Annotated in this window: 19 protein-coding genes and 1 tRNA gene; 18 read left to right on the forward strand and 2 right to left on the reverse strand. The window is 53.9% G+C overall.

Annotated elements, in window-relative coordinates:
- Positions 1 to 322: 322 nt before the first annotated feature.
- The 7 genes from BHK98_RS12005 (at position 323) to BHK98_RS12035 (ending at position 6898) form a co-directional block, all read left to right on the forward strand.
- Complete coding sequence (locus BHK98_RS12005; protein WP_158024500.1) at positions 323 to 1738, forward strand: YfcC family protein; 1416 nt, start codon at positions 323 to 325, stop codon at positions 1736 to 1738.
- A gap of 148 nt (positions 1739 to 1886) precedes the next feature.
- Complete coding sequence (locus BHK98_RS12010) at positions 1887 to 2243, forward strand: hypothetical protein (RefSeq protein WP_143404589.1); 357 nt, start codon at positions 1887 to 1889, stop codon at positions 2241 to 2243.
- Entirely contained in the window at positions 2240 to 2554 is a 315-nt protein-coding gene (locus BHK98_RS12015) for a hypothetical protein (RefSeq protein WP_075714525.1), read from the forward strand. The genes BHK98_RS12010 and BHK98_RS12015 overlap by 4 nt, the downstream gene beginning before the upstream one ends.
- A gap of 15 nt (positions 2555 to 2569) precedes the next feature.
- Complete coding sequence (locus BHK98_RS12020; protein ID WP_075714527.1) at positions 2570 to 3928, forward strand: amidohydrolase family protein; 1359 nt, start codon at positions 2570 to 2572, stop codon at positions 3926 to 3928.
- Complete coding sequence (locus BHK98_RS12025; protein WP_075714529.1) at positions 3921 to 4754, forward strand: MBL fold metallo-hydrolase; 834 nt, start codon at positions 3921 to 3923, stop codon at positions 4752 to 4754. The genes BHK98_RS12020 and BHK98_RS12025 overlap by 8 nt, the downstream gene beginning before the upstream one ends.
- Positions 4755 to 4812: 58 nt before the next feature.
- A complete protein-coding gene (locus tag BHK98_RS12030) occupies positions 4813 to 5985 on the forward strand; it encodes a M20 family metallopeptidase (RefSeq protein WP_083628296.1) in 1173 nt (390 codons plus the stop codon).
- A 145-nt stretch (positions 5986 to 6130) separates the two neighbouring features.
- On the forward strand, positions 6131 to 6898 hold the full coding sequence (locus tag BHK98_RS12035; RefSeq protein WP_245796890.1) for an AAA family ATPase: 768 nt from the start codon (positions 6131 to 6133) through the stop codon (positions 6896 to 6898).
- Between the two features lie 92 nt (positions 6899 to 6990).
- Here BHK98_RS12035 and speB read toward each other — a convergent pair whose 3' ends face one another.
- On the reverse strand, positions 6991 to 7923 hold the full coding sequence (speB, locus tag BHK98_RS12040) for an agmatinase (RefSeq protein ID WP_075714531.1): 933 nt from the start codon (positions 7921 to 7923) through the stop codon (positions 6991 to 6993).
- A gap of 159 nt (positions 7924 to 8082) precedes the next feature.
- Here speB and sfsA point away from each other — a divergent pair, with 159 nt between their 5' ends.
- From sfsA to BHK98_RS12095, 11 genes are all read left to right on the forward strand, one after another.
- On the forward strand, positions 8083 to 8757 hold the full coding sequence (gene sfsA, locus BHK98_RS12045; protein ID WP_075714533.1) for a DNA/RNA nuclease SfsA: 675 nt from the start codon (positions 8083 to 8085) through the stop codon (positions 8755 to 8757).
- A gap of 16 nt (positions 8758 to 8773) precedes the next feature.
- The gene (locus tag BHK98_RS12050; RefSeq protein WP_083628298.1) at positions 8774 to 9337 is read left to right on the forward strand and encodes a flavodoxin family protein; all 564 of its coding nucleotides are present in this window, start codon (positions 8774 to 8776) and stop codon (positions 9335 to 9337) included.
- A gap of 17 nt (positions 9338 to 9354) precedes the next feature.
- Positions 9355 to 10311, forward strand: a complete 957-nt coding sequence (locus BHK98_RS12055; RefSeq protein ID WP_075714537.1) for an acyl-CoA dehydratase activase-related protein — start codon at positions 9355 to 9357, stop codon at positions 10309 to 10311.
- Positions 10312 to 11385, forward strand: a complete 1074-nt coding sequence (locus BHK98_RS12060) for a 2-hydroxyacyl-CoA dehydratase (RefSeq protein WP_075714539.1) — start codon at positions 10312 to 10314, stop codon at positions 11383 to 11385.
- On the forward strand, positions 11385 to 12359 hold the full coding sequence (locus BHK98_RS12065; protein WP_075714541.1) for an acyl-CoA dehydratase activase: 975 nt from the start codon (positions 11385 to 11387) through the stop codon (positions 12357 to 12359). Before BHK98_RS12060 ends, BHK98_RS12065 begins: the two co-directional genes overlap by 1 nt.
- A 12-nt stretch (positions 12360 to 12371) precedes the next feature.
- Complete coding sequence (locus BHK98_RS12070) at positions 12372 to 14174, forward strand: AMP-dependent synthetase/ligase (RefSeq protein ID WP_075714543.1); 1803 nt, start codon at positions 12372 to 12374, stop codon at positions 14172 to 14174.
- Position 14175: 1 nt separating this feature from the next.
- A complete protein-coding gene (locus BHK98_RS12075) occupies positions 14176 to 14862 on the forward strand; it encodes a Crp/Fnr family transcriptional regulator (protein ID WP_075714545.1) in 687 nt (228 codons plus the stop codon).
- Between the two features lie 120 nt (positions 14863 to 14982).
- Positions 14983 to 16650, forward strand: a complete 1668-nt coding sequence (locus tag BHK98_RS12080; protein ID WP_245796891.1) for a Na/Pi cotransporter family protein — start codon at positions 14983 to 14985, stop codon at positions 16648 to 16650.
- Positions 16651 to 16824: 174 nt separating this feature from the next.
- Positions 16825 to 17895 carry a polysaccharide deacetylase family protein gene (locus tag BHK98_RS12085; protein WP_075714549.1) on the forward strand — a complete coding sequence of 357 codons (1071 nt, stop codon included), beginning with the start codon at positions 16825 to 16827 and terminating at the stop codon, positions 17893 to 17895.
- Between the two features lie 19 nt (positions 17896 to 17914).
- Positions 17915 to 19225 carry an ATP-binding protein gene (locus BHK98_RS12090; protein WP_075714551.1) on the forward strand — a complete coding sequence of 437 codons (1311 nt, stop codon included), beginning with the start codon at positions 17915 to 17917 and terminating at the stop codon, positions 19223 to 19225.
- Between the two features lie 10 nt (positions 19226 to 19235).
- Positions 19236 to 20069, forward strand: coding sequence for a PfkB family carbohydrate kinase (locus BHK98_RS12095; RefSeq protein ID WP_075714553.1), 834 nt, complete (start codon positions 19236 to 19238; stop codon positions 20067 to 20069).
- Between the two features lie 174 nt (positions 20070 to 20243).
- On the opposite strand, the gene BHK98_RS12100 is transcribed toward BHK98_RS12095, so the two are convergent.
- Positions 20244 to 20319 (reverse strand) — tRNA-Val (locus tag BHK98_RS12100).
- Positions 20320 to 20574: the final 255 nt, after the last annotated feature.

Raw genomic sequence — 20574 nt, forward strand, 5'->3', positions numbered from 1 at the left:
AATGAAATGCTGTAATGAAATGCTGTAACGAGAAAATCATCAGAAAATGTCGCTCGCTGCAGCATTTTTTCGTGCAGTACACAAAGCATCAGGAAGATATTTGTGCCAATAGGACAAACTGGCAATCGAATTTGGACAAGTTTGATGATTTCTGTTATTGTAAAAATTCGTTTTCGTGATAGAATGAAAGTATATTTATCCACATACTTGATAATTCCTTCTGCGGAAGGTCAGGGAGTGCTCTGCGGAAGGACGCGTCAGGTGTGTGCATCAATGTTATTTCTTAATCACAAGCTTTGACCGAGGAGAAAGGAGGTCTATGATGGGAGAGAATGTTCAGGAAAATACTCAGAAGAAGAGAAAATTCGCAGTTCCTCACGTCTACATTTTGTTATTGGCCATTATTGCAATCTTTGCGATACTGAGTTACATTATGCCGGCAAGCGTCTATGACACCAAGACGATTGACGGAAGAGAGATTATTCAGGCAAGCACCTGGCACACCGTCGCGAAAACGCCGGTCAGCCTGATGCAGTTTCTGACTGCGGTTCCGAGAGGAATGCAGGAATCCGCACAGATTATATTCTTTATATTCATCGTCGGCGGCTCCTTTACTGTCGTTCAGGAGACGAGAGCGATCGAGGCCGGCATGGGCAAGCTCGTACAGGCGCTGAAGGGAAAGACGATTGTGATTCTGCCGATCGTTATGGTTCTGTTCTCTCTCGGCGGTTCTGTATTCGGAATGGCTGAGGAAACAATTCCGTTCATTCCCATCTTCGTCGCGCTCTGCCTGGCGATGGGCTATGACTCCATGACCGGAGCGGCCATCGTGCTCTGCGGCGCCGGCGCGGGATTTGCCGGAGCCTTCATCAACCCGTTCACCATTCAGGTGGCGCAGGGAATTTCTGAGCTTCCTCTGCTGTCGGGAATGTCGTTCCGTATCGTGATGTATCTGTGCATGGTGGCACTGGCGACGGTGTTCGTCTGCAGATATGCGCTGAAAATAAAAAAGGATCCGCAGAAGTCCCTGATGTATGAATTCGACCAGACCCGTGAGGACACGGTGCAGCTGGAGGATCTGAAGGAGTTCACCGGAAAGGACGCGGCGATTCTGATCGTGTTCCTGGCGGCGATCATCCTGCTGATCTTCGGCGTCATTCATTACAAATGGTATATGGATGAAATCGCGGCGCTGTTCTTCGGAATGTCCATGATCATCGCGGTGATCGACAGGATGGGTTTCAACAAATACGCAGAGACCTTCGGAGCAGGAATGGCGGGAATCGCCTCCGGCGCTCTGGTCGTCGGATTCGCCAGAGGAATTCTGGTCGTTCTGAACGACGCCAACAATCTGCACACGATTCTGCACGCATCCGCGGCTGGACTGTCGCATCTGCCTTCTATGGCGTCTGCCGTCGGAATGTACATCTTCCAGTGCCTGCTGAACTATCTGGTTCCCTCCGGTTCCGGACAGGCTGCGGTTTCCATGCCGATCATGGCGCCTCTGGGCGATCTGGTCGGAGTAAACCGTCAGGTCGCGTGTATCGCGTTCCAGCTGGGCGACGGAATTTCCAATATCTTCACACCGACCTCCGGATACTTTATGGCGGGACTGGCGCTGGCCAAGATTCCATGGGCCAAGTGGGCGAAGTGGATCCTGCCGCTGATCGGGCTGGAATACCTGCTCGGACTGGTCTTTGTCATCGTCGCACAGGCGATCAACCTGGGACCGTTCTAAACCCGGAAACAGCGATGAACTGACCGGCAAAAGCCGGCGGAAACCGATTAACCTATTGTCAAAGAGAGCAGAGGCTGCTGTGCCGCTGACCGATACAGCAGGCACTCCGTGGAAGACACAGCGGCCCCTGCCTTTTTTAAAGGAAGAAATGTTTTATATTTTGATATTACTGGCGTGCTCCGTCGCCGCGACGGTGATTTTCTTCGTCACGCTGGTGCGTAATTTTAATAAGCACGTGCTGCTGATGGCAGCGGCGGTCACTATGCTGATCAACATGTTCGCCATGCATTATGTCACCTGGCTGGGACTGTGCCTCACGGTATCCCTGCCTCTTTCTGTTGTTTACGTACTGGGCGTCACCTTTCCGGGATTCGCCGCCGGCAGAGAGAACGGAAGGGGCGAAGGAACCGGGAAAGGCGGAACGAGCGGCAGGCGCGGACATGACAGCGGACGAGTCAGACGAAGCGGAGGACGCGGGGAAAGCGACAGGGAGGACGGAAAATGACGGTATTCGGCGGACTGATGATTTTTATCGGTATACAGTTGTTTCTCCTGGGATCGCAGATTCAGCGGGGAAACACCAGATTGCTGACGGCCTCTGTCCGGGAGAACATTCCGGAGAAGGAGATGGCGATGTTCTGCCGGCTCTTCGGGAACAAAATCCTTACCCTGTGTTTTGTTACCCTCGGCGTGGGCGTCGTATGTCTGTTCCTGAAGCAGAGCACTATGCTGCCGCCGGTTTTCATCGTCGTTATGGCGCTCTATACGGCGGCGCGCGAAGCGCTTCTGTACAGACGGTACAGGAAGAGGAACTAAGGAAAGGAGACCAGAATGCTTGATATTTTACTGGTGAACGGCCGCTATCCGGACTTCCGCGCCGGAGAAATGAGAAGCGGCAATATCGGAATCAGGGACGGAAAAATTGACATAATTACAGAGGGAGAGCCGAAGGCGGCACAGGTGATCGATGTCGCCGGACGCGTCGTTTCTCCGGGTTTTATCGATATCCATATGCATGAGGAGGACTTTGCCGGAGAGGGGCTGCGCTACTGCATCGCGGATATGATGCTCCGGATGGGCGTCACGACGGCAGTGGGAGGAAACTGCGGTATCCAGCACCAGACACTGAAGGAGTTCAAAGCCGGGATTCAGAAGCTCGGCGGTTCTCCGGTCAATTATCAGATGCTGGCCGGATACAACCAGTGCCGCTACCGGCTGGGCACGGAGCGCTATGCGGCGGCGACGCGGGAGGAGCGGAACCGGATTCGCGAAATGCTGGCGTCGGAGCTGGAGGAGGGCGCGATCGGAATTTCCTTCGGCATTGAATACGACCCCGGTATGACGACGGATGAGATTCTGTACGCCGCAGAGGTGACGGAGAATCCGGGACATCTTATCGCGGCTCATTACAGATCAGATAACGATAAGGCTCTGGACGCCATCGGAGAGATGATTCAGGTTACAGATGCGATCCGCAGTAAATTTCAGATTTCGCATCTGTCCAGCTGTGCGGCCATGGGGCAGATGACTGATGCGCTGAATCTCATTCACGGGGCGATGGACCGCAATCCGCGGCTGAACTATGACACCTATCCCTATGACGCTTTTTCGACGCATATGGGCTCGTCGGTCTTCGAGGACGGATGCCTGGAGGCCTGGCACAGGAGCTACGACAGCATCCTTCTGACAGAGGAGCCGTACCTGTATCAGCGGTGTACAAAGGAAATGTTCGAGGACGCCCGGGAAAATTATCCGGATATGCTCGCGGTTGCCTTTGTAATGAATGAGGAGGAAATCAGGCAGGCGGTGGCGGATCCTTACGGAATGATCGCCAGCGACGCCATTATCAATCAGGGAGCGGGTCATCCCCGTGCCGCAGGGACATTTCCCCGGGTCCTGGGGAAATACGTTCGTCAGGAGCACGCACTGTCACTGATCGACGCGCTGCACAAGATCAGCTTCACGCCGGCGGAACGCCTTGGCCTCGGGAACAAAGGCCGGGTCGAAGAGGGCGCTGACGCGGATCTGACCGTGTTCGATCCGGAAACGATTATCGACAAAGCGACCTTTACCGACGGAGGTCTCCCGCCCGCGGGAATCGACTATGTCTTTGTGAACGGCGGAATCGCTGCCAGAGGCACCGAAATCGTCGACGGCCGGAGGGGCGGCTTTATTCCGTATCATGATTAATGTAACGATACTTGCGGAGAATTATGTAAAGGACTTCCGGTGCAGAGGTGAGTTCGGGCTTGCGATGTATATCGAGACGGAGGATCACAAAATCCTGTTCGATACCGGTGCGTCCGGGCTTATGTTCGCGAATGCGGAGCAGAAGGGCGTGGATCTGTCGGAGGCGGATATCTGTGTTATCAGCCACGGACATTTTGATCATACAGGCGGACTGCCGGAATTCTGCAGGCAGAACCGGAAGGCGAAGATTTATCTTCACAGGGATGCGTTCGGTGCGACCTTCGGGGAGACGAAGGGGAAAATCGACGATTATGAGTGCGGAATTCTCTGGAAACCCGAAGTGCTGGAGGCCTGCGGGGACCGGGTGATCCGGACGGACGGTCCGATCCGGATCGGCAAAGATATCGTGATTTCCGGAACGATTCCGGAGCTGCCGGAATTTCAGCCTACGGAGCGTTTCTACCGGCTGCGGGCCGGAACGGACCTGATTCCTGACAATATGTCGCATGAGCAGTTCCTGGCGATTCGAGAACCGGGGAAGGGCATCGTTCTTTTCTCAGGATGCAGCCACAAAGGTATCATCGCCGCAATATGCCGCGCGAAGGCTTTGTTCCCCGGAGAGCCGCTGTATGCGGTGGTCGCCGGGATGCATTTAATCGGAACCTCCTGCGGGATGCGTCAGAAGATTATCGACCGTCTGACGGAGGAGGAGCCGCAGATTGTCGTGCCTCTGCACTGTACAGGTCTGGAGGCGATTTGTATGCTGAAGGCGCAGTTTGGCGACCGGTGCCGCCTGACGGGTACCGGCGGCCGGCTGAGATTTTAGAAATAAAGCAGGAGACGGATACAGAATGTATTGATGCGGAAGCCTGCGGGAGGAAGCTATGGACTATGAAGCATTGAAAAAAAGAATTATACAGGCAGTGGAAGGGGGGCGGGAGGAACTGTCCGCGCTGAATGACGATATCGCAGACCATCCGGAGCTTTCCGGTGAAGAATTTCAGACCTCGCGGAAGATTGTCGAACTGCTGCGGGGAAAGGGATATGAGGTGGAATATCCCTTCGACGGACTTGAGACCGCGTTCCGGGGCGTCGCGGGAAACAACGCTCATAAATACAAGGTTGCGATTATGGCGGAGTATGACGCCCTGCCGGAGGTGGGACACGCCTGCGGGCATTGTCTCAGCGGAGCTATCAGCTGTCTTGCGGCGATCGCGACAAAGGATATTCAGGATGAGCTGGAGACGGATATCCATATCATCGGAACGCCGGCGGAAGAGACTGACGGCGCCAAGTGCAAGATGGTGAAGGACGGCGTGTTTGATGGTTATGATATGGCGATCATGGTGCATCTGTACGATCAGAATCTGGTGACGCCCAGACTGCTGGCGCTTCGCAGCGACATGTATACCTTCCACGGGAAGGCGGCACATGCGTCGGCGTCTCCCTGGGAGGGAATCAACGCCTTCAATGCGGCCCAGCTGATGTTCCACGGAATTGATATGCTGAGGCAGCACGTTACGCCGGATGTCCGGATTCACGGAATCATCCGCGACGGCGGAGAAGCTCCGAACATCGTGCCGGAGAAGGTTACGGCGGAGCTGTATGTCCGGGCGCTGGATTATCGCTATATGGAGGAAGTAAATGACAAGGTCGTCAACTGTGTCAAGGCCGGATGCCTTGCGACAGGCGCGACCTGGGACACATATCCCACGGCGGCGACATATCAGGATCTGAAACTGAATCCCACAGGACTGGACGCGCTGAGGGAGATCTTTGACGAGCTGGATATTCCGGATAACGGGGACTATGACGCGGTTTTCGGCTCCGCTGATGCCGGAAACGTCAGTTACGTCTGCCCTACCTTCCATCCGTGCCTGCAGCTTGCACCAAGAGGCGTGGCGATTCATACCAGAGAGTTCGCCGAGCTCGTGAAGACAGATGCGGCTCATGAATGTCTGGTGAAGGGTGCCGAACTCGTCGCTCTTCAGATCGCGAAAATCTTCAGTGACGAGAACAGAATCGCGGCGATGAAGAGGGATTTCGAGACGGCGTGATGAGCGTGTGGGACTGAGAGATATATCGGACTGCTGAAGTGCACCTGCGGAGTTCAGGTTTTGTTATTGCAGATATACAGGGCGGGCATTAGACTCATGACAAAGTGCTGTTTGCCTTTATGATAAAATGCATATATAATATTTAGTGCCTGTTCATCAAGCCGTTATCAGACTTAGTGAGCAGGCACTAAACAAAAAGGAATTTTTCGGATATCATGAAGGCTATAACAATGAGAGCAATGTTGCCCGAGGTAACAGTGAGTCAATGTGGGATGCCGGCGTACATAATCGAATTGATCAATATGTTATTCCAATTCTGAAAAAACAAAACTGGAGAGTCTATCATTTCCACGATATGGGACAAAACGCAAGAGTTAAACAGGAACACAACATCTCAAATAATAAGATGCTGTTGTTTGATGCTGCAAATCTTGCGGCATTTTTGTACCGGCTTAAGCGGCACTATAAGAAAACGTACGATGAGATTGTGCAGACCATTCAGCTGATTGCACCGTATTTTTCGGATTTTGTCCTTGAACCGCAGGAGGGAAATGAGGAGCAGATTGTTTTAAAATGGCAGCAGAAGGGCTGTGAAGACATTTTCAATGCATCGCAGCTTTCTGACGGCACATTGCGTTTTATCTGCCTTGCTACGCTTTTGCTGCAGCCTCACGAACTGCAGCCGGCAACTATCATTGTCGATGAACCGGAGCTTGGTCTGCATCCATATGCGATTACTATTTTTGCGGAAATGGTCAGGCAGTTATCGAACGAGAAACAAATCATTATATCGACGCAGTCTGTTGAACTTCTTGATGAATTTGATGTTGAGGATGTAATGGTTGTAGACAGAGGCGAAAACGGCTCAGAACACATAAAAAGGAGCGGTCTGATTAAACTGCTCCTTTTGTAGTGGTGGTGCGCTCGGCGGTGCACGTTTCTAACCGGTGTCTGCCCATTAAGTCCCCGGGATCTGATGAGTTCTGACTGCGCGTCAGCCGGGGGTCAGAACCGGACGAGCTTGCCGAGGCTGTCGGCCCAGGCACCCCAGCCTTCTGTCAGCAGCTTGCGCCCGGCGTACATAGACGCGAGCGAGTCATCCAGTGGAGGCGCGATTTCCACGATGTCGAATCCGATGATGTTCAGCTCGGCAAACAGCCGCTGTATCAGAGTCATCGCCATGCGCGAGGTCAGCCCGCCGAACTGCGGAGTTCCGGTGCCTGCTGCATACGCCGGGTCCAGCGCATCGATATCGAAGGTCAGGTAGACCCTGCTGAAATTCCGCATCTTCGCGATGCAGTCGTCAGCGACCGACTCGATTCCTTCTTTGTAGCAGTCCCAGGAGGTCTTGACCTGAAGATTTCTGTCGATGTGAAACTCGAATTCATCGGGTTCAATTGAGCGGATTCCGATGAAGTACAGGTTCTTTTCGGACGTGATATTGGACATTTCCAGTGCGCGCTGCTCAGTAGAACCGTGGGAAAGAGGATCCCCCTCCAGTTCATAGCTGAGATCCATATGCGCATCGATATGAATAATGCCGAAGGGCTCGTCGAGCGCCGCGTTAATTCCGCGTTCAACCGGGATTGTGACGGAATGGTCGCCGCCGATCATTGTGAATCTCACGCCGCTGCGCACAAGAGCTTCGACATACTCCTGCACTTCCGCGAAAATTTCGTCCCGATCGGTTCCGTCGAAGTTGCCCGCATCCAGAACCCTGAAATCCCGGTAAAAACCGAGACGCTCCGTACAGGGGGTAGCGTGGTCCGTGTTGGCCCTCAGCAGATCGGGAGCCTGGGCTGCTCCGCCTCTGTAACTGACGCCGCCGTCATAGGGAATCCCGAAAATAACGGCGTCAACGTCTGCGATTTCCGCGCCCGGCGTGTTCAGTCCAAACCATGTGGCGGATTTTTTTGCATGTTCATTCTGTTTCAGCATGATGTCCTCCTGTCTGGTATGTAATGAGTGTACATCAATTATAGTATAAATGTGGTCAGAGCGGAAGAGATTGAGAAACAGAAAAGCAAACATAATTGTGCGGGTGATTTTTTGTCGTCTATGTGTTACAATAACTGAAACGGAGGTATGCAAACGCCAATGCAGTATAAAAACACGGTGGAAGGAAAATTTATAGACCGGCCGAACCGTTTTGTGGCCCATGTGGAAATCGACGGAACGCCGCAGACCGTGCACGTGAAGAACACCGGACGGTGCCGCGAGCTTCTGCTGCCGGGCGCGTCTGTGATTCTGGCGGAGGCGGAGAATCCGAACCGGAAAACGGCGTGGGATTTGATTGCTGTATACAAAGAAGGGCTGGGGCTTGTGAATATCGACAGCCAGGCGCCGAACAAGGTAGTGCAGGAATGGCTGAGTCGCGCGGGCTTCAGCGCGATCCGCCCGGAGTATTCCTATGGGAATTCCCGAATGGATTTTTATATGGAGCGGGAGGGCGTGCCGTATCTGATGGAGGTCAAGGGCTGCACGCTGGAGATCGACGGAATCGGATATTTTCCGGATGCGCCGACGCAGCGGGGAATTAAGCATTTGCATGAACTGATGAGAGCGGCCGGCGAGGGATACCGCGCCGTACTGGCCTTTGTGATACAGATGGAGGGAATTACTGAGGTGAGACCCAATATGACGACGCACCCCGCATTTGGCGAAACCCTGAGGAAAGCTGTCAGAGCCGGCGTGAAGGTTCTGTATCTGCCCTGCCGGGTGGAGCGTGACACGCTGGAAATTATAGACGATTCGATTGTTTGTCAGAGATGATGTGACGAGGAGGTAAATGATGAAGAAGGTTATCATTGTAAATGTGAGTCCGAGGAAGGGCGGAAATTCAGATGTGATTACTGCGAGACTGGCAGAGAAGGCGAATGACGCGGAGATCCGGACCGTGATCTTCCGGGAAACGCCTGTTTCCCCATGTCTTGCCTGCAATGTATGTAAGGGAAAGGAGACTCCGTTCTGCGTGCAGAAGGACGTGATGGGGGAATTGATTCCTGAACTGGACGGGTGCGATGCGCTTGTTCTCGTTTCGCCGATTTACTTCGGGCGGCTCAGCGGACCGGCCATGCTCTTTATCGACCGTCTGTACAGCATTTTCGCTCCTGACAGAGAGACAGCTTCCAATGCGACAAAGACAGGAAAGAAGCTGGCGCTGGTCAGCCCCTGCGGAGCAGGTCCCGCGGACGTTTACACAAAGTATCTGGAAGAGACCGCGGCGACGTTCGGAGTGGCGGGATTTACCGATTCCAGAGTGCTGGTCTGCGGCGGCGTGAACGCTCCGGGCGAAGTCGGAGAACACGCGGAGGACATGGAAAAGATCGACGAGATAGCGGCATGGATTTAAGGTGGCAGGTTTAGTCAATGAGTAAAAAAATCAGCATATTTGCAAGGGAAGACAGGGAAATTACAGTGGGGCTGCCGAGAGCCCTGCTGTATCACCGGTATGAGATTCTGTGGAAGTCTTTTTTCAGCGAACTGGGCGTCCAGTGCGTCACCAGCCCCAGAACCAACAAGGCGATCATCGACAGAGGAATTGAGCGTTCCATCGATGAAACCTGCCTGTCCACAAAGATTTATATGGGACATGTGGATGCGCTGATAGGAAAATGCGATTATATTCTGATTCCTCGGATCAGTAATTTCGGAATCCGCCGTTTCATGTGCACCAAGTTCGAGGCGCTCTATGATATGACTGACAACGTGTTCCGCGGCAGCGGGCAGAAGCTCCTGGCGTATGACATCGATGTGATCAAAAAGACGGGCGAGGAAAAGGCCATGATTGCCATGGCAGAAGCGATGGGCTTCAGCAGAAAAGAAGGCAAGAACGCGTACAAGGCGGCGAAACGGTTTGAAAACGACGACTGGAAGCGTAAGGTACGGGAGGAGGAGCGGAAGCTGAGAACGGATCAGATTAAAATCATGGTTGCCGGACACAGCTATATCACCGAGGATGAATATGTCGGAAAACCGGTAATCCGGATGCTGGAAGAGATGGGTGTCACCCCGATTATCGCGGACCGGGTTGACCGGAAGGAGGCGATCCGTCAGAGCACCAGAATCTCCCCGACAATAAAATGGGAGATGAGCCGCGAGCTGATGGGAAGCATTCAGATCCGGCGGAACAAAATCGACGGGGTTATTCTGCTCAGCGCGTATCCCTGCGGACCGGATTCCATGGTGAACGAGATGATCATACGGAAATTCCGGGATCTGCCGATTCAGACCATCGTGCTGGACACCCAGGAGGGAATGGCCGGCCTGGAAACGAGACTCGAGAGCTTTACGGACGTGCTGAAGCTGCAAAGGGGGGAACTGTAAATGGATGCAGGCAAGCGGAACATCGCCTTTCCAATCATCGCGAACTACAACTGCATTGTGAAATTCTTCATAGAGAAAGGAATGGATCTCAACTACATCGAGCAGCCAAAGATGACCCGGCGCACGCTGGATGTGGGCACAAAATACAGCCCGGACTATGTCTGCGCGCCGTTTAAGAGCACCCTCGGGAGCATGATCGACGCGCTGGAGGCCGGGGCGGACACACTGATCATGACAATGGGACTGTGCCGTCTGGGCTATTACGGAGAACTGCAGGAGCAGATTCTGCGGGATCTCGGATATGAGTTTGAAATGATCAATCTGGCCAGTTATACGACAGGAAACGTGAAGGACTACTATAAGGCGATCCGGCGTCTGAACCCGAAGATCAGCCTTTCCCGCTTCACCAAGGCGGCGCTGATCGGACTGAAGATGCTGGAATACATCGATGAGATTGAGGCGCTGTATTACAGAAACTGCGGGTTTGAGGTCAACAAAGGAGAATACAGGAAGGCGTACGAGGATTTTCTGATGGCGATGGATATGGTAAACGGACGAAAGGACATTGAACGTCAGTACCGGAAGACCAGAAACGCGTTTCGGGAAATCCGTACAGACAAACCGGATCATCCCATCAGGGTCGGCGTCATCGGTGAATATTTCACAGTCATGGATGATTTTTCCAATCTGGGACTTGAGCAGATGCTGGCGGATATGGGCGTGGAGGTCCACCGCTGGATGAATCCCACCAACCGGAATCTCCACTATAAAGGCCAGAAAAATCTGGGAGTGCAGATATCGGAATACAGCCGGTTCGAGATGGGGCCCACCTCGACGGCGAACATCTGGTGCGCCAAGAATTACGCAGAAAACGGATTCGACGGACTGATTCATGTGAAAAGCGCAGGATGCACTCCGGAGATCGACATCATGCCGGTCCTGGAGAACATCAGCAGGGATTACAAAATCCCGATTCTGTATCTGACCTACGATTCCCAGACCAGTGACACCGGTCTGCAGACGAGAGTAGAGGCGTTTAACGACATGCTGAGAATGAGGAGGGCGGCAATATAATGAAGAAGGCATATCTGGGAATCGACATCGGCTCGATCTCAACCAAGGGAGTGGTGCTGGACGACGACAGCAACATTCTGGCGAAGGAGTATCTCTGGACGGAGGGCAATCCTATGGGGGCGGTCAAGAAGCTGCTCGCAGCGCTGGAGAAACAGTTTGATAAAGACGAGTATGAAATCGTATCGACGGGAACCACCGGAAGCGCCCGAAAACTGATCGGCGTCATGGTGGGCGCGACGATCGTAAAGAATGAGATTACAGCTCATGCTGTGGGGACGCTGAATTTCTACCCGGACGTCCGGACAATTCTGGAAATCGGGGGGCAGGATTCCAAAATCATTCTGGTGGATAACGGCGTTGTGGTCGATTACGCCATGAATACCCTGTGCGCGGCCGGAACCGGAGCGTTCCTGTCAAGCCAGGCGAAGCGTCTCGGCGTGGAGGTGGAAGAGTTCGGCAAAATAGCGCTGCAGTCGCAGTCGCCCACGCAGCTGGCGGCGAGATGCACGGTGTTTGCGGAATCCGATCTGGTTCATAAGATTCAGATGGGTCATACACGGCAGGATATTATCGCGGGACTCTGCCGCGCTGTCGTCAACAATTACCTGAATAACGTGGGAAAGGGAAAGAAAATCGTATCCCCGGTGGTATTTCAGGGCGGCGTGAGCCGCAACGAGGGCGTGGTGCATTTCTTTGAGCAGCAGCTGGGAACAAAGGTGATCGTGGATGAAAACGGTCCGCTGATGGGCGCGATCGGCATTGCGATTCTGGGGCGCAGAGCCCGTGCAAGAAAGAAATTCGATTTCGCCATTGAAGACATGGAGTTCCGCACCCGCGAGGCAAGCTGCGGACGCTGTCCCAACAACTGCGAGATCATCTGCGTCTATCGGGACGACGTGCTGATCGACTCCTGGGGAAACCGCTGCGACAAGGGCGCACTCAGAGCCGGAACCCGCGGAGAAAGCGTGAAGTAAAGAGGGAAACGAATGAAAAAGAAGAATGTGGACAAGTACTGGTATACCGATATTCGTGAAATCACCACGCTGAAGGATATGCTGGCGGGAAGCGTCGGACTCTACGGAAAGAATCCGGCCTTCTGGATCAAGCAGAAAAAGGGCGCCCCCTACGAACCGGTGGACTACGAGCTGCTGCAGCATGACATCAATGCTCTGGGCACTGCGCTGGTGAAGATGGGGATGTCCGGAAAGAAAATCGCTGTCATGGGACAGGGCTGCTATGAATGGATCGTCACTTATCTGGCGGTGGTCAACGGGACGGGAATCATCGTTCCGGTGGACAAAGAACTGTCCGGGCCGGAGATCCGGAATCTCCTGCTTGCGGCGGACTGCGACACGATTTTCTGCACCGCGAAGGAGTGCGCGAAGCTTCAGGGCATAGCGGAGATCCGGAATCTTATAGTCATGGAGTTTTACGGAGACCGGACATCGCCGGACACGCCGCCGGTGACCGGCATCCGGGACGCGGCTGAGTACCGCGCCCTTGTACCGGACGCCGCAGTATATACCTGGAGGGACCTGGTCGCCGGAGGCGAGGAGCTTCTGAACAACGGCGATATCGGATTCCTGGAGAAGGAGGTTGACCCCGACGCGCTGGCCGTGATTCTGTTTACGTCAGGAACGACGGGAAATCCCAAGGGGGTCATGCTTTGTCACAGAAATATCACTGCGAATATTATGGACGTCTGCCGCATCGCGCAGATCCCGGAGACAGACAAGACCCTGTCCATCCTGCCGATTCACCACACCTATGAGTGCACGCTGGGAATGCTCCTGGTTCTGTACCGCGGCGCCAGCACCGCGTTCTGCGAGGGCTTCAAGTATATCACAAAGAACATGAAGGAGGCGCAGAATACGGTCATCATCGTGGTTCCCAGGGTACTGGAAATGATTTACGGACGGATTGAAAAGGCGGTTCGCGACGGAGGCAGAGAGAAGGCTTTCCGCAGCCTGATGAAGGTCAATCGGGGACTGAGGTCTGTGGGAATCAACGTCAGCCGCAGGATTTTCCGGCAGGTGATCGATCAGATGGGTGGTAAGCTCCGCCTGGTGATTACCGGAGCGGCGGCACTGTCGCCGAATATTTACCGCGCCTTCGAGGACTTCGGCATCACGGTGCTCCAGGGCTACGGCATGACGGAGTGTACGCCGCTGGTTTCAGGAACACCCATGAGCGCGCCTGCGGAACGGTACCGGAAGGCGGGTTCCGTCGGAGTGACGGTCAGCAGAGGAGAGACTCGCGTGATTAATCAGGACGAGGACGGAATCGGCGAGATCCTGTTCCGCGGCCCCAATGTTATGATGGGTTATTATAACATGCCTGAGGAAACGGCGGAGTCCATCGACGCGGACGGCTGGCTGCACACCGGTGACCTGGGATTTATCGACGGGGACGGATGGATCTATCTCACCGGCAGAAGCAAGAACATTATCGTCACAAAGACGGGAGAGAACGTCTATCCTGAGGAAATCGAGGAATACATCAATAAAAGCCCCTACATCGCGGACTCCATGGTATTTCCGTACCAGAATGAAGGAGAGGAGAGCGTGGGAGTTCAGATCCTGCCGGAGATGGATGCGGTGACAGAGGCGCTGGGTCATGAGCCGGACAGGAAGGAGCTGCAGACGTTTATGAAAAAGCAGATCCGGGAACTGAATCAGGGACTGGCCGTATACAAAAGAATTCGCGACGTGTTTGTGCGTGAGGAGGATTTCGTGCGCACGACGACACAGAAGATCCGCAGACAGGATAATCAGCTGAAGGAAGAATGAGATGACAACAAATGAAGTTATGGACATCCTGACGGAATCCGTTCTGTTCCGGGGGTGCGATGCGGAGGAAGTCCGGGAGCTGGCGAGAAACAGCGGTACGCTCCGGACGTATGAGCAGGGCGAATTTATCTTTGCGGAGGAGGATGCGCCGGACAGGATACGGATGCTGATCAGCGGCGAACTTCTTGTCGCCAAGGATACGGTGAGCGGAAAGAGAATGATCCTGACGAGAATCGATGAGCCGGGAGATCTGTTCGGAGAGATATATCCGTTTATCGGCCTGCCCCATTATGATATGTATGTAGAAGCGCTGAGGAATAGTCAGGTGCTGTCGATCGGCCTGGAACCCTTCCGGATGACCGGGAACGCGGCGCATGACCGGATGGCGCAGATGCTGCAGGGGAATCTCCTCAGCGTGGTTGCCCGGAAGGCGTATCAGATGAACCGGCGTCTCCGCGTGCTGGGATCCGCCGGAATCCGCGGAAAAATCGCACGGCTTCTGGTTGATCTGCAGAAGGAGGGGAACCGGGTTCGCGTCATGCCGCGGGAGGAGATGGCAGATTATCTGACGGTCAGCCGGCCGGCGCTTTCCCGTGAACTTGGAAACATGGTCAGAGAGGGGATTCTGAAAATCGACGGAAGGGATCTGGTGATCCTGGATCAGGAGGCTTTGGAGGAATATCTCTGACAAAACACCGATGGATTGCTGACAGATTCGGAAATAATTTCTTAAATAGTAGTGCTATTTTCCGAAAAATGGTATATGATAGATAATGTCTGCTTTTTGTTGGAGGATATATTCATGACAATGTTAGAGTTTTTTTCGCTTCTCGGCGGCGTCGGACTGTTCCTGTTCGGCATGACGATCATGTCGTCGGGTCTGCGAAACGCATGTGGGGATAATCTCCAGAGTATTCTGGAGAAGGCAACCGCAAACAAGTATATTGCTGTTCTTATCGGCCTCGGGATGACCATGCTGATTCAGAGCTCTTCGGCGACGGATGTGATGGTCATAGGCTTTGTAAACGCGGGAATGATGAACCTGGCGCAGGCCATCGGCGTCATCATGGGTGCCAACATCGGTACGACCGTCACGGCGCAGATCACCGCCTTTAATATCGGCGCCTACGCACCGCTTCTCGTGTTTTTCGGAGCGGTGATGTACCTGTTCATCAAGAAAAGTCTGGTGAAACACATCGGTGAAATCACCATGGGCTTCGGAATGCTGTTTCTCGGCATTTCCATCATGAAGGAGGCGATCGCGCCTCTCGCGGAAAGTCCGCAGTTTATTAAATTTATCGCGAACATGAGCAATCCTGTGATAGCGCTGATTTTCGGAATTGGGTTTACCGCGCTGCTGCAGAGCTCATCCTCATCGACGGTTATCTTTCAGACCTTTGCGGTTCAGGGCCTTCTGTATTACGATACCGCGGTCTATCTGATTATCGGAGCGGCAATCGGCTCCGTCACGCCGAACATTCTGGCGTCATTGACTACCAATCGCAACGGAAAGCGCACGGCGCTGCTGAATCTCACATTCAATATCATCCGCGCGATCATTCTGATTACACTGATTAATCTGTTCCCGGGAATTCTGGATTTCATCCGCAGTCTGTCGCCGGGAGACATCGGACGGCAGATCGCCAACACGCATACGGCGTTTGCGATTATCGCGGTTCTGATTGAACTGCCGTTCACCGGACAGATTATCAAGCTGGTGGAGAAAATTATCCGGATTCTGCCGGAGGAGAGCGAGCAGCTTGAGGAACGGCGACTGCAATATATGACGAATATCAAGTCCGTGCCTCAGAGCATGGCCGTAGATCAGGCGCACCGGGAGGTTACCCGCATGGGCAGAATCGCGGCGAAGAACCTGCGCAATTCCCTGACGTGCTTCTTCAGTTATACGACGGAGATGGCAGAGTCTGTCCGCGCCCGGGAGGAGAGCGTCAATATCCTGAACAAGACAATAGCGGATGCGATCGCGGAGCTGCGGGCCTTCGATCTGGACAAGGAGAATATGCATCGTGTATCGATGCTGACTATCGCAGTTACGGATATCGAAAGACTGTCCGACCATGCGGAGAATGTTGTCGAATACGCGGAGTCAATGCTGGGGCGGCATTCCTGTATGTCTCAGGCGGCAATCGATGAACTTCGGGAGATGGCGGACGATACGCTGAGGGAAGTGGATCTGTCTCTGGACGCCTTTGAATCAGAGGATTACAGCAGGCTGGATGAAATTGAGAGACTTGAAAACAGAGTGGACGAGAAGGAGACGACGCTGGTCAATAATCACGTTCAGCGTCTGATGACTTCCTCTTGTGATCCGATGGCCGGCGTCGTGTTCTGCGATCTGGTCACAGATCTGGAACGCTGTGCGGACCATGCGATCAATCTGGCCTATGCGCTGAAGGAGAGATCGACGGATTCCCTGCCGCATCATTCCGGAGCTGCGGAGCTTCCGGAGGCCTGAGGAATTTCCGTCCTGAGGGGTCTGTGACAAAATCCGGATTCGGGATGCCTGCGGCGCAGGCCGGTCGAAAAGAGTAATCTATCTGAAAATTATTAATCCGGCAATATCAAAAAAAGGACGCGGTTCTTCAAGACAGGAGGGCGTCCTTTTGCTATAATAGAGGCGGAGGTATCGATGGGAGAAAGTGAACTGGAACGGCAACTGCGGCGCGCAGCCGCCGCGGGACGCCGATATTGGAAGATTTTTGAAGTGAAATGCCGGAAGGCGCGGGAAGCGTGCTGCGCGTTTCTCACAGAACACAGGCAGTGGGCGGAGCGGTATCTTCTTCGGGAGATGCTCTGCATGGTGGCGGTCAGCTGCGTTATCGCCGCGGGGGTTTCAGAGGCCGGAGCGAAGCAGGCGGCACAGCCTGCGGAAATATTCCGTGCTGTAAGCGCTCACAAAGCAGCAGCGGTCATGGAGAAGGAAATTCCGGTCTATGACAGAGCGTCGCCGGAACCGCAGAACAGCAGTCAGCTGGGGACGTTAAAATACGGCCGGCACGCGGCAGTCAGAGCGGTGTCGGAGCACTGGTACGAGATCCGGTATAAGGGGGAAAAGGCGTACATCCGCCAGCAAGGAACGGTGCTCTATAATTACAGAAAGAAGCACATCGCATTGACCTTTGACGACGGCCCGAGCCGCCTGACGACGCCGGAGCTACTGAAGGCGCTGGAGAAGAATGAATGCAGAGCGACATTCTTTGTTCTGGGAAACCGCATAAACAGAAGCACGGCAGGGATTCTGCGAAAGGAGCGGGAGCTCGGCTGCGAGATCGGAAACCACAGCTACGACCATGCATTTCTTGTTGGAAAGAGCAGAAAAAAGATTTCCCGGGAATTCCGCCGCACCGACCGCCTGGTGCGCAGAATTACCGGACAGACGCCGGCTCTGTGCAGGGCTCCCTACGGTGCGTTCAACAAAAAGATTCTGCAGATCATGAACCGTCCCAATCTGTTCTGGACGCTGGATACACAGGACTGGAAATATCGGAACCGGCGCCATCTCATGAAATATGTGAGGAGACAGAAACGGGACGGAGCCGTTGTGCTGATGCATGACATTCAGCCGAGTACGGCGAAATCCGTGGATGCGCTGTGCCGGTATCTGAAGAAAAACAATTACGAGACGGTGACGGTTTCAGAGCTTGCGGCGATCAAAAACGTCAAGCTGAAGCCCGGTCACGTTTACAGTTACATAAAGTAGAGAAGGACGGGGAAAGCGAATGTACAATCTCATTTCAAAGCTTGTTATTTACCGCAATATCGGCAGCGGCAGCATCCTCTTCCGGCTGGCGGATATCTGCCGCCGGTTCCGGGCAGGGGAATACGCCAGAGAGGAGTTGACTTCAGAGATCCTAGAGCAGATCAACCGGCTCCTCGAGGTTTCCACACGTTACGGCTTCAACAAAAATCTGTGGCACAATTACCTGGCCTATCTTCTGGCGATGACGGTCACGCCGTTTACTCTTGTGTCGGAAAAGGTGGGCGCCAACGACGGTTCTGTCAATGAGTTCGCGAAGAACGACTTCGCTGTTTTCAAGCAGCTGTTCGATTATGACTTCTCCGCGATGGAGAAGGAACTGGGAATCCGGTGTTTTTCCATCATTGAGAATTACCGGGCGGTGGTGAAGAGCTCGCAGATTTTCAACAGAAATGTCAGCGAAAAGGTGCAGGAGCTCAGCGAAGCCATCGAGCAGACCTCCGACCCGGAGGAGCTGTACCGCGTCGTCACCGACTTTTACCGGCGTTACGGGGTCGGAAAATTCGGTCTGAACAAGGCGTTCCGCGTGAACGAGAATCCGGAAGGGGAGCTGCTGCTGCCGATTACCAATACCAGCGACGTCCGGCTGGAGGATCTGGTGGGGTACGAGCTCCAGAAGCAGAAGCTTGTGGAGAACACAGAGGCCTTCCTGAAGGGAAGGGCGGCGAACAATGTTTTGCTGTACGGAGACGCCGGCACAGGAAAGTCCACCAGCATCAAAGCCGTCCTGAACCGTTACTACGCCGACGGCCTGCGGATGATCGAGGTGTACAAGCACCAGTTCAAGGACCTCTCGCGCATCATCACGGAGATACGCAACCGGAATTACCGGTTCATCATATATATGGACGATTTGTCCTTTGAGGAGTTTGAGACAGAGTACAAATACCTGAAGGCGGTCATCGAGGGCGGCGTGGAGCCTTATCCGGAAAACGTGCTGATCTACGCCACGTCCAACAGGCGGCACCTGATCCGCGAGACATGGAAAGACCGCTACGATGAATCGAAGGAGGATATGCACCGCAACGATACTGTTCAGGAAAAGCTGTCTCTGGCGAACCGGTTCGGCTGTCAGATCGGGTATTTCGCGCCGACGCCGAAGGAATATGAGACTATCGTGAAGGAGCTGGCGCGCCGCTATCCCCAGATTCAGATTGATGAAGAGGAGCTGCTGATACAGGCCAGGGCCTGGGAGATCCGCCACGGCGGATTTTCCGGACGCACCGCGCAGCAATTTATCAATTATCTGGCGGGGACGCTCTGCGCAGAGTGAGGATGGAGTTATGACGGAACAAAGACATATTCTGCTGGTTAACGACCTGCCCGGCGTGGGAAAGGTCGCTACGGCGGCGATGGGACCTGTGCTGTCCCACATGGGCTTCAGCGTCGCGTCGCTGCCCACGGCGCTGGTTTCGAATACGCTGGACTTCGGAGCCTTTGAGATTCTGGATACCTGCGAATACATGAAGAAAACGGCAGAGGTCTGGAAAAGGCTGGATTTTCACTTCGACGCTATCTGCATCGGATTTATCAATTCTTCGGAGCAGATCGAAATTATCCGGGAGCTGATTGAAAATCAGAGAGAAACGCTGCGCTTCGTCATTGCTGATACAATCATGGCGGACGAAGGAAAGCTGTATAACGGAATGACCGGAAGAAACGTGGAAAGCATGAGGGAAATGATCCGGGACGCGGATGTGATTACGCCGAATCTGACTGAGGCTCTGCTTCTGGCAGGGGAGGACCCGGGACAGTACGATTCCCTGAGCCACAGGGAAATCGGGTGCGTAATGCGAAAACTGAGAGAACTCGGTGCGAGCTCCGTCATCCTGACCAGTTGTCATGTGCCGTCGGAGGACCGGTACTTTGTTTACGGTTATGACGCCGGCAGCAGGAGTGTGTTCCGCGTACCCTATGAACTGAAGGGAACGCGCTGCCCCGGAACCGGGGACATCTTCTCCGCGGTTCTGACCGGCGGGCTGATAAACGGGAAAACGCTGGAGGACAGCACCCGTGAAGCGGTGCGGTTCATGTCCGGAATGTTCGAGTATCTGGGCGACCGGGAGCCGGGGTACATGGGTTTTCCCATCGAGGCGTACCTGGCGGAGCTGCGGTAACCGTCGCCGCACTGAGTCCCGGACGGATCTCCGCAAAACGTTCGGATGCGGTCGGCAGAAACGGAAGAAATCGGTGAAAGCGCTGAGGAACCAGCTGCCCGGATGAATTGAAAAAATGAAATGAAAAAGAACCCTGCAACCATATGAATTCATCGGTTACGGGGTTCTTTAAGTTGGTGACCCATACTGGACTTGAACCAGTGACCTTCTGGTTGTCACCCAGACGCTCTCCCAGCTGAGCTAATGGATCATGCGACTTGATTAGTATAACACAGATGAAAATATTTGTCACGCATTTTTTTCAGAACCCGGGCGATGTTTTTAGATATTTTTTGAGGAGGCTTTCGAGCCTGCTATGCGGAAAGGGGTATCTGGCAGAATATCTTTTCATTGCGCCCCGGATTATCCTGCCATATAATAGAAATAACGAATGTCTGCTCATCAGAGGTTTCCGCCGGGATTCCGTTGAGCCTGACAGGCGCGGGCCCGTTTCTGAAGGGTTGTG

The sequence above is a fragment of the Hornefia porci genome, assembly GCF_001940235.1.
Lineage (GTDB): Bacteria > Bacillota > Clostridia > Peptostreptococcales > Anaerovoracaceae > Aminicella > Aminicella porci.